The organism is Flavobacterium palustre, from assembly GCF_014639535.1.
In the GTDB taxonomy this organism is placed as follows: domain Bacteria; phylum Bacteroidota; class Bacteroidia; order Flavobacteriales; family Flavobacteriaceae; genus Flavobacterium; species Flavobacterium palustre.
The window spans coordinates 1-14,808 of sequence record NZ_BMGA01000002.1; the positions used below are offsets into that span (position 1 = coordinate 1).

Here is a 14,808-nt window from a genome sequence, read left to right on the forward strand (position 1 = left end):
AATGAAGTGACTCGTGCTACAGCTGCCGAAGCTGCCATTGCTGATGATTTGGCAACAGAAACTTCTGCAAGAACTACAGCAGACGCTACTTTGACTACTAATTTATCAAATGAAGTTACCCGTGCTACAGCTGCTGAAGCTGCCATTGCTGCAGACTTAGCTATAGAAACTTCAGCAAGAACTACAGCTGATGGAACTCTGACTACTAATTTATCAAATGAAGTGACTCGTGCTACAGCTGCTGAAGCTGCCATTGCTGCGGACTTAGCTACAGAAACTTCTGCAAGAACTACTACTGATGTTACTTTACAAACAAATATTGATGCTGTTCAGGCTGATGTAGATGCGAATGAAACTGCTGTTACTACTGCTTTGAATTTAAAAGCACCATTGATATCACCAGCTTTAACAGGAACACCAACAGCGCCAACTGCAACTGCAGGTACTAATTCGACTCAAATTGCTACTACAGCATTTGTTACAACTGCAATTACTAATGCTAGTACACCAGATGCTACTACAACAGAAAAAGGAAAAATCCAATTGAGTGGTGATTTAACAGGAACAGCTGCTTCACCTGTAGTTGCAAATGATGCAATCACATCTGCTAAAATAGTAGATGGTACAATTTCAAACACAGATATTAGTTCAACGGCAGCAATCACTTATAGTAAATTAAGTTTGGCAAGTTCGATAGTAAATTCAGATCTTTCAGCGAATAGTATAACCACTTCAAAAGTTGCTGATGGAACGGTAACCACATCAAAAATAGCTGATGGTGTAATTACAACCGTTAAAATTTTTGATGCTGCTGTTACTACAGCAAAAATAGCTGATGGTACAATTTCCAATGCCGATATTAGTTCAACAGCAGCAATTGCTTATAGTAAATTGAGTTTGGAAAATTCTATTACAGCTTCTGATTTGGCAGATAATAGTGTTGTTACATCAAAAGTTGCTGACGGAACGGTAACCACATCAAAAATAGCTGATGGTGCAATTACAACCGTTAAAATTTTTGATGATGCTGTTACTACAGCCAAAATAGCTGATGGTACAATTTCCAATGCCGATATTAGTTCAATAGCAGCAATTGCTTATAGTAAATTGAGTTTAGAAAATTCTATTACAGCTTCTGATTTGGCAGATAATAGTGTTGTTACATCAAAAGTTGCTGACGGAACGGTAACCACATCAAAAATAGCTGATGGTGCAATTACAACCGTTAAAATTTTTGATGACGCTGTTACTACAGCCAAAATAGCAGATGGTACAATTTCCAACACAGATATTAGTTCAGTTGCTGCAATAGATTTTTCTAAATTAAATGTTTCAAAATCGGATATCGTAAGTTTAGGTATTCCAAGTGAAGATACTGATACCACTTACAGCGCAGGTTCAGGACTTCAATTGAGTGGGACAACTTTTTCTATTGGATCAAATGTTGTAACAGCTAACTATTCCGGAGTTATAACTACTACTGGATTTGTGAAATCAGGTGGTACATCTTCACAATTTTTGAAAGCAGATGGGTCTGTTGATTCAGCTTCTTATGCAACTTTAGCTTCTCCGGCTTTAACTGGAACACCAACTGCACCAACTGCACCAGCAGGGACAAATACGACTCAAGTTGCTACTACATCATTTGTAACTAATGCTGTAGTTGATGCAACAACAGGTAGTTTTGTTGATTTAACTACTTCACAAACTATTGCAGGGACAAAAACATTTAGTTCTGATTTAACTATTAATGCTACAAAATTTGGTAGAGGAGCTGGTAGTGATTCAAGTAGCAGGAATATTGCAATAGGGAATTTTTCTTTATCTTCAAATTCTACAGGATCATGGAATACAGCAATTGGGACTTATGCTTTGCAAAAAAATACAGGAGCTTCAGCAAATACTGCTATTGGAAATGAAGCAATAAGTGAATCTGCTCCTGGCTCAAATAATACAGGTGTTGGAAGTCGTGCTTTGATGTATACCTCTGGTGCGGGTAATACCTCTGTAGGTACAAATGCCTTAATTAATAGTGCTGCGGGAAATAATAATACGGCGATTGGATTAAATGCATTCTCAACAAATACAACAGGATCAAATAATACAGCCATAGGGGCATCTACAGTTGTTTCATCAACTGGACTAACTAATGCGACTGCAATTGGATATGGGGCTACGGTAGCGAATGATAATACTATTCAATTGGGAAATGTATCAATAACTGATGTCAAAACTAGCGGTGCTATAACTGCTTCTGGTTACAAAATTCCGAGCGGAACTGCATCTCAATTTTTAATGGCAGATGGAAGTGTTTCAACAGGAGGTTCGGGTACTACTGTTACTGAAGAGGCAGATGAATTTACTGCAACAGCTGCTCAAACCAGTTTTACATTAACACAAATACCATCTGAAAACAGTAAAGTGAAAATGTATATCAATGGTATAAGAATTAGTAATAATGCTTATAGTTGGACAGGTACAACATTAAATTATGTTCCCGCTAATAATGGGACATATTCATTAACAGCCGGAGATAGAATCCAATTCGATTATTTTCATTAAAAATCGTTTTAGTAATAAAAAAAAGTATGAATGAATCATTATTAAAAGATAGTTTTAGGATGAGTAATTTTTTTAAAATTATAATTAAAATCTTTGTTTTTTATGTTTTAATTATTTTTAAATGTAATGCTCAATCTATACCGCCTGGCTTTGAACTTATAGCTTATGAAGGATTCGACTATCCAAACAATACAGATATAGCTAATCAAAGTGGAGGATCAGGTTGGTTTGGGAATTGGGAGGCGGGTTTTTATGGAAATAGTACAATGATTGTCAATTCTTCGGGACTTTCCTATACGGGCTTAAATATTAAAGGAAATAAACTTCAATGGGGAGGATATGGGCAATATCAACCACATTCAGTTAGAAGAGCTATTAAAAACCCCAATAGTGGTATAGTATACTTGCAATTTATTTCTGATTTTAATTCTTCGGGCGGAGGAACAGATAGATTAGACCTTAATTCAGGAGGAACTACCATAGCTTCTTTTGGTGGGAATAATGCACAACAAAAAATGAGTATTTTGGCAGGAGGACAAATAATTAATTCTAGTTATTCTGTTTTTGATCTTAGTTTAGTAATTATTCAAATTGATTATAATAACAACACGACTAAAATGTGGGTTAATCCCGTTTTATCAACTTTTGATTATTCGAATCCTGGGAATCCTGCTGCTATTTATAATAGTTCAATTCCTTTTGATACTATTGCTTTGACATTTAGATCAGGTGGTCAAATTGATGAAATTTCAGTTTTTAAGAAAAAAACTTTTATTACGGGTAATGGAAATATTACAGATATGGCTACCGCTCATTTAACTAAATATGGAGCTCTTTCAACAAGTGAAAGAAATGGAAGTATTAATTCCAATGGAAAGATTTCTACAACTATTCCAGACGCTCCAATTATAGGAACAGCTATAGCAACCAGCTCTCAAACTTCAGTTTCTTTTACCGCCCCCATTTCAGATGGAGACTCTCCGATTACTTTATATACAGCAGTAGCGTCTCCCGGAGGGAATACAGGAACTTTAGCACAGGCTGGAAGTGGTACTATCATTGTACCAAATTTGATTAATGGAAAAGCTTATACTTTTACTATTTCTGCAACTAATGCTGTTGGAACAAGTGTATCAAGTGGAGTGTCTAATTCAGTAATAAATATTACTCCTCCTGTTTCGAGAACACTATCCTTTGAATTTGGTGGGAGTAATTTTCCACAGACTGTAAACAGTTCAACTTGGAGTACTTCTGGTTCAGCATACAGTTATAATACTAGTTGGCCAGTAAATTCGGGCAATAATGCCTGGGCAGTTGATTTAAGTGATTATAGTAATACTATAGAATTAATAAACACTGACAACTTTAACGCTAAAAGTATTTGGATTGCAACTACAGATATGACTTCAATTAGTCAAATTACTTTTAAAGGATATGATGCAAATGATATGCTTATAGGTACTGTCATAGCAAACATTTCTCCTAATAATTACTATAATTATGAGCAAGTGATAATTAATATTGAAGGGATTCGTAAGTTAGAAATATCTTCAAATGCAAGCAATTCTATGGATGATACTGTGTATTTTGATGATTTAATTTTTGAGCAATAATAAAGATAATCTTATCATCTTTATTATAAGTTTTGACACTATTATCCTGTTGAAGTTAATGAAATTGAATTGATAGACAGTGGATAAAAGTTTAAAGGAAAATCTCTTTAAAAGATTGACTAGTCCTAAATAGTCGATACAGATTATTTAGGACTAGTCAATATAATTTACAAATCACCCCTCCTTAACAATCTCCCTAACCGCCTGCTCATAATTTCGGATACTTTTCGCTTTTTTTATCTTTTTATGCACTTTATGTGGATTAGAAAAAATCACCGAAAAATACTCCCATAGATGGTGCATTTTCAACAAAATATGGGTAGCTCCCGATAAGGATTCGCTATAACCGTCGTACAAAGTATCATGAAAATCGCTGAATAATTCCATTTTATTGGATGGATATTCGGCGTTATTGTTTTTAATCATAGTGGGTAAGAATGGATCGGCAATTAAACCACGGCCTATCATCCAATGGTCTATGGTTGGGAATCGTTCCTGCATTTTGTGGAATTGGGTTACCGAAGTAATATCGCCATTGTAATACAATTTCAATTTAGTGTTATCCACACATTGTTGGAAACCGTCTAAGTTCACGCCGCCATTGTACAATTGTTTTCCAATGCGGGCATGAATCGCCACATTTTTGATAGGATATTTTTCCAAAAGTGGCAATACATCCAGAATTTCGTTGGCATTATCATAACCCAAACGCATTTTCATAGAAACTATAATGTCTGATTCAGTATGAACTCTTTCCAGAATATGATCAATTTTTTGAGTTTGGCAAATCAGTCCCGAACCCATTCCAGACTTCGTTACCATCGGATAAGGACAACCTAGATTCCAATTCAGTTCTTTATAACCTAATTCCTGAACATATTTAGATACAAATAAAAATTCGTCGGCATCATTAGTAATTACCTGTGGGATAACTTCTAATCCTTCGTTATTTTCAGGAAGTAAATCACGTTGATAAGAAGATTTGATAACCAGTTTTCCATTCAAACGAATGTAAGGCGAATAAAAAGTGTCAATTCCACCAAAGTATTTATTCTGGGCATTTCTAAAACGAAAATCAGTAAATCCTTGTAGTGGGGACGAAAGTAGGGTGTAGCTCATGAAAATTATAATTGTGCAAATATACTCAATGTAGAACTAAACTGCACAAAACCAAAAAAGACTTTCGAATGAAAGCCTTTTTGATTTAAAGTTGAGTTTTCTTTTTTTGAACCATTAAGAAAATTAAGCTCAACTCTTAATGAAACTTAATTTTCTTAATGGTTTTAAAAAAGGTTAAAAGTTTACACTTTACCCAAAGTATATAATTGTTCCATTGTAGGTGTTAAACTTCCTCCGGCTGGTTCCAATGTAATTCCAAATGCCTGAGCGTCTCCGGTATTGCTAACTGCAAAGAAACGTTGGTCATTTGTATCAAAGTTATCCAATAACCCAATACTTGTTGGCGTAAGCGGATTGAGTTTCAATGCCCAAACCTGGTACACCATGCCTTTAGGAGGTTCTGGTAAACCGGAAGCATCTACATATACTTTTTGGGTTTCTTTGTTCCAATATATTTTTGCTGAAGATTCCGGAGCTACGGTTTGACCTCCAAGAGCTACTACGGTATTTTTGTCGTCTTTTATTACGGCTAAAGTGGTTTCAACAGCTACTTTTTTGATAGCTAATTCTTTTAATTCTTTTTCAATTTTAGCTTTTTCATTTGTTGTATTTACGACTTGAGTATTACTTTGTTCTAATTGGGTATATTGAAAACCAATTCCAACTAACAACAGTATTGCTGCAGCCCAACCTATAAATGCAGCCCAATTTTTCTTTGGAGTCATTGGGATTACCTCTGTTTCGTTTAAGCCTAGCTTTTCCTTAATTTTAGTGTAGTTTTCTACAGATTGAAATGGCGAAAAACTGGAAGATAATGATATAATAGATTTTTCAATTGCTATAATTTCAGCATTAATTTCGGGGTGTTTTTTAGCCATTGCTGCTACTTCTGCGCTTTCAGCTTCGGTTAATGAGCCGTAAACGTAAAGTTCTAATATGCCTGATTCTATATATTCTTTCGTGTCCATTGTACTATACTTTCAAATAGTTTCTTAAATCATTAATACAGTTTCGGTTGTGCGTTTTGACAGTTCCCAGAGGAATTTCCAGTTCTTCCGCAGCTTCTTGTTGTGTATAGCCTTTAAAAAACAATAAATCTATTATTTGAATACATTTAGGCTTTAATCTTTTTATGAATTCCTGTATTCCAATTCCATCAACTTTATTAACCAGTTTATTGCTGTCTTCTAATAGATTTACGAAATTATCGGCAGCTAAGTTTTTTTGACTGTTGTTAAAGTTTTTAGAACGTAATTTATCAATAGCGGTATTACGTGCAATATTGAGTATCCAGGTGTAAAAACGACCTTTACTTTCGTTATAACTTTCGATGTTTTTCCATATTTTGATAAAAACTTCCTGTAATACATCTTCGGCTTCTTCGGTGTTTTTAACTAGAACACTAATTACCGAAAAGAGACTTTTAGCATACATATCATAAAGATAAGTAAAGGCTTTTTCGTCCTTTTTATAGATTAAAACTAATAATTCGTCCTGGCTCATAGTTTTTTATTTTTCAATACAAACATAATACAAACTTATTTAGTAATGAATAGCTTTTAGTAGATTAAAGAAATAAAAACCTTATTTTTTCTTTTCTTTCAGCCCAAATGAGTTTCCCTGAAGTAAATTATTAGGGTTTATTTAACCTTTGTTTATCTAAAATTAGCGGTTGAAAATAATTTCGATGAACTGAATTTGATTAATTTTAGCAAAAAAAAAAAGCACATGAAAAAAATAGTATTGATGGTTTGTAGTGCCATGCTTCTTTTTAGCGGATTGGTTCAGGCGCAAAACAAAAAGGTAAAAAAAGTCGATTCCCAAAGTATTTATCAATTTAAAGTTGAGAAATTAGATGGAGATACCTTTGATTTTTCGACTTTAAAAGGCAAAAAAGTATTGATTGTCAACACAGCTTCTAAATGTGGTTATACGTCACAATACGAACAACTAGAAGCAATTTATAAAGAATACAAAGCCAAAGGTTTTACAATTATTGGTTTTCCAGCGAATAATTTTAACGGACAAGAACCGGGAACTAACAAGGAGATTGAAACTTTCTGTAAATTAAATTACGGAGTAACTTTTCCTATGATGGCTAAAATCTCAGTAAAAGGATCTGATATGAGTCCGATTTATCAATTTTTAACTCAAAAAGAGAAAAACGGAGTGAAAGATTCAGAGGTAAAATGGAATTTCCAAAAGTATTTAATTGACGAAAAAGGACATTTGGTAGAAGTGTATTATTCTAAAACCAAACCGGACGCTCCGGAAATTGTAAACTGGATCAAACAATAATTTTTTTCAATTTACCATTAAGAAATTAAGAAGAGTTAATTTGTAAATATTTTTTAATGTTCTTTTAAAATTAAAACTTTGAAAGAGTAAAAAACTTCAATGACTTATATGTTAAAAAATATCATTTTCACGAAGTCTAAATTTTCTTAATTTCTTAATGGTTTTTAAAAAGGTTTTAACAGAATAAAATTCAGTTTTAAAAACCTTAAAAGTAATGCAACTTTGTATCTTTGTTTCTTTTTGAAATAAAAACAATGATTTACCCCAAAATACCTTTAGCACAAAGCATCATCCAAATTTGTCAAGCCAAAGGAATCCTCGATATCGTCATTTCTCCCGGTTCAAGAAATGCACCTTTAACTATTGGTTTTGCCAATAATCCTGATTTTAATTGTTATAGTATTGCCGATGAGCGTTGTGCGGCATTTTTTGCCTTGGGAATGGCACAGCAAATCAAGCGTCCGGTGGCTGTTGTGTGTACTTCCGGTTCGGCATTGTTGAATTATTATCCCGCTGTTGCCGAAGCTTTTTACAGTCAGATTCCTTTGATTGTTATTTCGGCAGACAGACCGCAAAGTAAGATTGATATTGGCGACGGGCAAACCATTCGTCAGGAAAATGTTTTTGCTAATCATTCTTTGTATAATGCTAATTTGACTGAAGAAGTTTCAAAAGAAAACGATTATAAAATCAACGAAGCCATAGATGTAGCCTTTTATAAAAAAGGACCGGTACATATCAATGCGCCTTTTGAAGAACCTTTGTATGAAACAGTTTCAGGACTTTCTATTGATGTGATGGTACATCATTTTGCGAGTTTGAATCCAATAACTCCTTTGGAAGATTTGAGTTCTTTTGTTGAAATTTGGAATAAATCCACTAAGAAATTAGTATTAGTAGGAGTTAACGATCCTAATGCTATTTCGGATGCAGCTATTGAGGCTTTAGCCCAAGATGAATCGGTGGTGGTGATGACCGAAACAACTTCTAATTTACATCATCCTGATTTTATTTCGAATATTGATACTATCATTACACCGTTTGATAATGGTGATTTTGAAGATTTCTGTCCGGAAATCTTAATTACTTTTGGCGGAATGATTGTGTCTAAGCGTATCAAAGCTTTTTTACGCAAGTATAAACCAAAACAGCATTGGCATATTGATTCTTTACGTGCTTATGATACTTTTGGAGTCTTGACTAAACATTTCGAAGTCAATCCCAATACTTTTTTTGAAGCTTTTTTACCATTAACTATTGCTGTAGAAAGTGATTATTTTGAAAAAAATAAGCAAGTTCAATTGCTTCGAAAGGAGAAACAGGAAATTTATTTAGCCAAAACACCTTTTTCTGATTTCACGGTTTTTGATACCGTAATTAAAAGTTTGCCTAAAAACAGCCAATTGCAAATTAGCAACAGCGCAGCTATTCGTTATGCGCAATTAATAGCTATCGATTCTTCAATCGAGGTTTATTGTAATCGCGGAACCAGCGGTATTGACGGCAGTACTTCAACAGCTATTGGAGCGGCATTGGCGAGTAAAAAGCAAACGGTTTTTATTAGCGGAGATGTGAGTTTCTTGTATGATAGTAATGCACTTTGGAATAATTATATTCCGAAAGATTTCAAAATTATTTTGATTAATAATGGAGGTGGAGGTATTTTCAGAATTTTACCGGGGCATGAAGAAAATGCTGTTTTTAATACTTTTTTCGAAACTTCACATGGTTTAACAGCCGAACATTTGGCTAAGATGTATGGTTTGGAATACATAACAGCCACAGATGAAAACAGTTTAGAAAGTGGTTTGAAGCAATTATATGCGCAAAACACTAAGGCAGCTATTTTAGAAGTATTCACGCCTACAACGGAAAACGATGTTATTTTGAAGCAGTTTTTTAAAGAGCTGGTATAGTTTTTCAATCCAATTGATTTTTAGAATTTTAATCTGATAATTCTTTTGAATAAGATTTTTTCATTTTGTTAATTAATAAGATTTTTACATATCTTTAAGCGCTTTAGATATTGTTTAATTTTAATTTACATTTTAAATGTTGACATCTTTTCGAGGAATGAAAAAATACTCAGTTCTTTCTTTTTTATGGCTTGTTTTCGCTGTTAGTTTTATACAGGCGCAGAATAAAAAAACGATTGCTGATGTTGAAAAAGTTTATCTTCATACTGATAGAACTACTTATTTTATTGGTGAAGATTTATGGTATAAGGCGTATAATGTACGTGCTTACAATAATATTCTTTTTGATAACAGCAACATTTTATATGTCGAATTAATTTCTCCGGATTCTAAAATAATTGCCCGAAATAAGACCAATCTGGAAATGGGACTGGGGCATGGAGATTTTCAATTGCAGGATTCTTTGGGGGTAAAACCGGGAAAATATCAATTAAGAGCTTATACAAATTGGAATCGAAATTTTGGAGAAGATTTTGTGTTTAAAAAAAATATCGAAATAATTGATGTTTTCGAAAGTCACTCTAAAGCAAAAAAAACGCAAAATTTAGCAATTGAAAATAAAGTTTCAGTAAAGGGTAAAGAAACTAATTTTAAGCTTGAATTTTTCCCAGAAGGTGGTTCGCTTATAGAAAATGTAGCCAGTGTTGTAGGTTTTAAAGCCGTTGATAGTAGTGGAAATCCAATAGATGTTAAGGGAGAAATTGTTGATTCTAATGACGAGTTAGTTACCATGTTTTTGAGTCCTCATGATGGTATGGGAAAATTTCAAATACTGCCAATGGAGGGGAAAAAATATTTTGCAAAGGTTCAAACATCATCCGGAGAAGAAATAAAATTAGAACTTCCTAATGTCCTCAAACAAGGTTATGTAATAGGTTTCAGAGCTTTGAAAGGGAGAAATATTCTGAGCATTACTACCAACGAAGCTACTTTGGCACAAAATCCGAATCCGGTACTTACAGTGATTTGCAAATCCAAAGGGATTTCTTATTTAGAAACTGAATTTACAATAAAACAAACTGTATTGTCTTTTGAACTGCCAAAAGAGAAAACACCAGATGGTATCAGCCAAATCACAGTTTATGACAGTAACGCTAAACCGCAAAGTGAACGTTTGATTTATATTGAAAAAGAGTCGGACTTAGATGTGCAATTAGTTGCTGACAAAACGATTTATAAACCAAGTGAAAAAACAACAATTGCTGTTTCGTCAAAAACGAAGGCTGGTGTGGCTAAATCAGCAAGTTTTTCGTTGAGTGTTACGGATATGAATGGGGAAACAGAAGATAAAGATAGCGGGACTAATATAAGTTCGTATTTCCTGATGGAGTCAGATATTAGAGGAAAATTACATCATCCGGCTTATTATTTTGATACCAATAATCCAAAGAGACTGGAGCATTTAGACAATTTATTGTTAACCCAGGGTTGGCGTGATTTTGTATGGAAAACGACACCTCAATCTAAGGATACTATTAGTTATAAAGCAGAAAAAGGAATTACTATTTCAGGTAGGGTTAAACAGCTTCTAGGCGAAAAACCATTGGTAAATATAAATTTGACACTGGCTTTAATCAATAAAAAACACATGAATATCTTTAATGCAATAACAGATGCCAATGGAGGATTCAAATTTGAAAATATGATGTTTTCTGAGAAAACCAATATGTTTTTAAATTCCAGAAATGATAAAGGTAAGTTCAGAGGGGAAATAATAGTGAATCCTATTGAGCAGACTCCGGTTGCGGTTTCATTCCAAAAAGAAGCAATAAATTGGACCAATCCTTTACAAAAAGTAGTTGACCATGTGTTTAAGAAAAATGTAGCTTTTGGGATACAACCCGAAAATATTTTGGATGAAGTTAAAATTACCGGAAAAAAGAAAAACACCACATTCAGTCTTCATGGTATTCCTGATTTTTCATACGTTGTTGATGAAAAATCGCCTGTAACGAGTGATATCTATAATTTTATTCAGTTTGTAATTCCCGGAGTCATCACAACGGGTAATTCGGTTCGATTCATGCGTTTTGACGGACCGGCACTTTTTATATTAGATGGTTTTCCTGTGATGAATCAATCCGATATTGATATTATCCAGCCCAGCGATATTGAAAAAATCGAAGCATTAAAAGGACCGGGAACTGTGGTCTATGGTTCAGAAGGAGCTAATGGAGTTATTGCTATTTATCTTAAAAAAGGAGTAAAACCTGTTGAAAAAGGAGGTTTTAATAATATTAAAAAAGAAATAGACGGCTTTTATTCTGCTCGGTTTTTTTATATGCCCAATCCGGAAAAACCTAATTTAGAGTTGGATGATAAAGCAGCCGTAAGAAACACTATTTATTGGAATCCGTATGTACATCCTAACGAAACAGGAACCGCAACGGTAAGTTTTGAGAATACTAAAGTAGAAACCAAAGTTAAAGTAGTTTTAGAAGGAATTACAGCCTCGGGAATCCCGGTAGTTAAGAAAACTTATTATAACATTAAAAAGCAAGAGAATTTAAAGTAGTTTTTTCTATTTTTTTTTAGTTGTTGTAATTAATTTGATACAAGCAGTAAACCGTTGAAAAGAGCAAAGATTTAATTTTTTTGTTTTTTTACAACGGTTTTTTTGTAAATGAAATCATCATTTTATTTGGAATTAATATTTTTTTTGTAATTAATGGCTTAATAATTGTGAGATGATTTATTAAGAATTTTAGGCGTTTTTAGTTGTTGTATTGTATAACGTAAACTTTAATTTATATGGTTTCGATTTTTTTAAGAAGTAAAAAACACAGTTTAGTCGCTGTTTTTTGGTTATTGGTATCATTTGGTTTTTTACAGGCTCAACAACAAAAATCCATTCCTGACATTGAAAAAATATATCTTCATACTGATCGATCCACTTATTTTGTTGGCGAAGATTTATGGTACAAAGCTTATAATGTAAGAGCTTCTAATAACTTGCTTTTTGATAACAGTAATATTTTATATGTCGAATTAATTTCCTTTGATTCAAAAATGATTGCCCGCAATAAAACTAATTTAAAAATGGGATTGGGTCACGGCGATTTTCAATTAGTAGATTCTATTAAAGTAAAACCCGGAAAATACCAATTAAGGGCTTATACCAATTGGAATCGAAATTTTGGAGATGATTTTATCTTTAAAAAAGATATAGAAATTATTGATGTTTTTGAAGCGCAAGACAAAACGAAAAGATCCAAAAGTATTTCTTCAGAATCGAAACCGGCTAAAAAAGAAGTCGCCAAACAAAATTTTTATAAAGTTGAATTTTTCCCCGAAGGTGGTTCACTTTTAGAAAATGTAGCCTGTGTCGTTGGTTTTAAAGCCGTTGATAGCAACGGAAAACCTATTGAAATTAATGGAGAATTATTGGATTCTAATAACGAATTGGTTACCACTTTTGAGAGCGTTCATGATGGTATGGGAAAATTACAAATGTTACCCATGGAAGGAAAAAGCTATTATGCTAAAATTAAAACTTCAACAGGAACAGAAATTCGTCAAGAACTTCCTAATGTTCTTCAACAAGGTTATTTGCTCAATTTCAGGACAATAAAAGGTCGAAATATTATCAGTATTAGTACCAATGAAGCCACTTTATCACAAAATCCTAATACAAAGCTTACAGTGATTTGCAAAGCCAAAGGAATTCCCTATTTAGAAACTTCTCAAATACTAAACGAAACTTCTTTATCATTTGAATTGCCAAAAGACAAAACCCCAGAGGGAATAAGCCAAATCACTTTATTCGACAATAACAAACCCCAAAGCGAACGATTAATTTATGTCGAAAAAGAAAAGAATTTTGAGGTCGAACTCGAAACTGATAAAGAAATATATGAACTCAATGAAAAAGCCGTGATAACGGTTTCTTCAAAATCAAAATCAGGTGAAGGCAAATCAGCCAGTTTTTCATTGAGTGTAACCGATATGAATGGAGTTGAAAACGACAATTTCGAATCAAATATAAGTTCTTATTTCCTGATGGAATCTGATATTAGAGGTAAAGTGTATCATCCTGCTTATTATTTTGATACGAATAACCCAAAACGTTTGGAACATTTAGATAATTTATTGTTGACCCAAGGTTGGCGTGATTTCGTTTGGAAAAACGTGCATCAGATTGACCAAAAAAAATTATTTAAAGCAGAAAAAGGAATCACCATTTCAGGCAGAGTCAAACAACTTTTTAGTGAGAAACCATTAATAAATAATAATTTGACATTAGCTTTAATGAGTAAAAAGAATCGGAATATTTTTAGTACTGTTACTGATTCTATTGGACGTTTTCAATTTGAAAATTTGATGTTTTCAGGAAAAACAAATATGTATCTCAATACTAGAGATGAAAAAGGGAAATTTAGAGGCGAAATTGTTTTGGATTCTATTGAACTAGCTCCAATTCCAATTTTATTAAAAAAGGAAGTAATGAGTTTACCTGATACAATAAGCTCATTTGCTGAAAATGTATTGAAAAAATTTATTGCTAATGGAGTAAAACCAGAAAACATTTTGAAAGAAGTTGTAATTAAATCCAAAAATAAATTTGTCCGACCAGTTTTTTATGGAGTTGCTGATTACAGCTATACAGCCGATGAAAGCACTAAAAAATTAACAACTATTTACGATGTTTTAGATAAAGTTCCGGGTGTTGTAGTTGTTGATAGAAGTGTTTATGTTATAGGGGCTAGTGTTATTGGTGTAGGAGCACGTGACGAAACACCTGAAGGGGAACTTATACCAGATAAAACACCGCTAATTTTAATAGACGGTAGTCCAATGATAGATGCTAGGGAATTAGATTGGATTTTGCCTAATGATGTAGAAAAAATAGATGTAATACAAAGTTCAATTGTTAAAGATTTATTCATATTGGAAAAGGAAACTGATGGTAGCGTTATTTCTATTTTTACAAATGGAAATAGAGGGAATAAATCTAAAAAAGATCCTTTTCATTCCATTAAAAAAGAAATAGAAGGTTTTTACACCGCAAGAATATTCTATTCACCAGATCCGGAAAAACCCAATCCAGAATTAGATAAAAACGCAGCAGTTAGAAATACCATTTATTGGAATCCTTATGTACATCCCGATGAAACGGGTAATGCCAGTGTGAATTATTACAATACTAAGGTTGAAACAAAAGTAAAAGTAGCTCTGGAAGGGATTACCGCTAATGGAATTCCTGTGGTTAAGAATACTTATTACACTATTAAAAAATAAAC

At 33.2% G+C, this 14,808-nt stretch carries 9 protein-coding genes; 6 read left to right on the top strand and 3 right to left on the bottom strand.

Features of this window, described 5'->3' with window-relative positions; all coding sequences use genetic code 11:
• Window positions 1-2,562: beta strand repeat-containing protein (locus IEV84_RS04785; protein WP_188492998.1), on the top strand; the 2,562-nt coding region annotated here is incomplete at its 5' end.
• A gap of 26 nt (window positions 2,563-2,588) precedes the next feature.
• Window positions 2,589-4,175 (top strand): fibronectin type III domain-containing protein, encoded by a 1,587-nt coding sequence (locus IEV84_RS04790; protein ID WP_188493000.1) that lies wholly within the window; start codon window positions 2,589-2,591, stop codon window positions 4,173-4,175.
• A 174-nt stretch (window positions 4,176-4,349) separates the two neighbouring features.
• Here the strand turns inward: IEV84_RS04790 and IEV84_RS04795 are convergent, their stop codons facing one another.
• The 3 genes from IEV84_RS04795 to IEV84_RS04805 form a co-directional block, all read right to left on the bottom strand.
• The gene (locus IEV84_RS04795; protein ID WP_188493002.1) at window positions 4,350-5,294 is read right to left on the bottom strand and encodes a tRNA dihydrouridine synthase; all 945 of its coding nucleotides are present in this window, start codon (window positions 5,292-5,294) and stop codon (window positions 4,350-4,352) included.
• Between the two features lie 182 nt (window positions 5,295-5,476).
• Window positions 5,477-6,262 carry an anti-sigma factor gene (locus tag IEV84_RS04800; RefSeq protein WP_188493004.1) on the bottom strand — a complete coding sequence of 262 codons (786 nt, stop codon included), beginning with the start codon at window positions 6,260-6,262 and terminating at the stop codon, window positions 5,477-5,479.
• Window positions 6,263-6,266: 4 nt separating this feature from the next.
• Window positions 6,267-6,797, bottom strand: coding sequence for an RNA polymerase sigma factor (locus IEV84_RS04805; protein WP_188493006.1), 531 nt, complete (start codon window positions 6,795-6,797; stop codon window positions 6,267-6,269).
• 225 nt (window positions 6,798-7,022) lie between these two features.
• Here IEV84_RS04805 and IEV84_RS04810 point away from each other — a divergent pair, with 225 nt between their 5' ends.
• From IEV84_RS04810 to IEV84_RS04825, 4 genes are all read left to right on the top strand, one after another.
• Window positions 7,023-7,592 (top strand): glutathione peroxidase, encoded by a 570-nt coding sequence (locus IEV84_RS04810; protein WP_188493008.1) that lies wholly within the window; start codon window positions 7,023-7,025, stop codon window positions 7,590-7,592.
• Between the two features lie 254 nt (window positions 7,593-7,846).
• Window positions 7,847-9,508 (top strand): 2-succinyl-5-enolpyruvyl-6-hydroxy-3-cyclohexene-1-carboxylic-acid synthase, encoded by a 1,662-nt coding sequence (menD, locus tag IEV84_RS04815; protein ID WP_188493010.1) that lies wholly within the window; start codon window positions 7,847-7,849, stop codon window positions 9,506-9,508.
• A gap of 157 nt (window positions 9,509-9,665) precedes the next feature.
• A complete protein-coding gene (locus tag IEV84_RS04820; protein ID WP_188493012.1) occupies window positions 9,666-12,083 on the top strand; it encodes a TonB-dependent receptor in 2,418 nt (805 codons plus the stop codon).
• A 236-nt stretch (window positions 12,084-12,319) separates the two neighbouring features.
• The gene (locus IEV84_RS04825; RefSeq protein WP_188493014.1) at window positions 12,320-14,806 is read left to right on the top strand and encodes a TonB-dependent receptor plug domain-containing protein; all 2,487 of its coding nucleotides are present in this window, start codon (window positions 12,320-12,322) and stop codon (window positions 14,804-14,806) included.
• The last annotated feature ends 2 nt before the right edge of the window (window positions 14,807-14,808 follow it).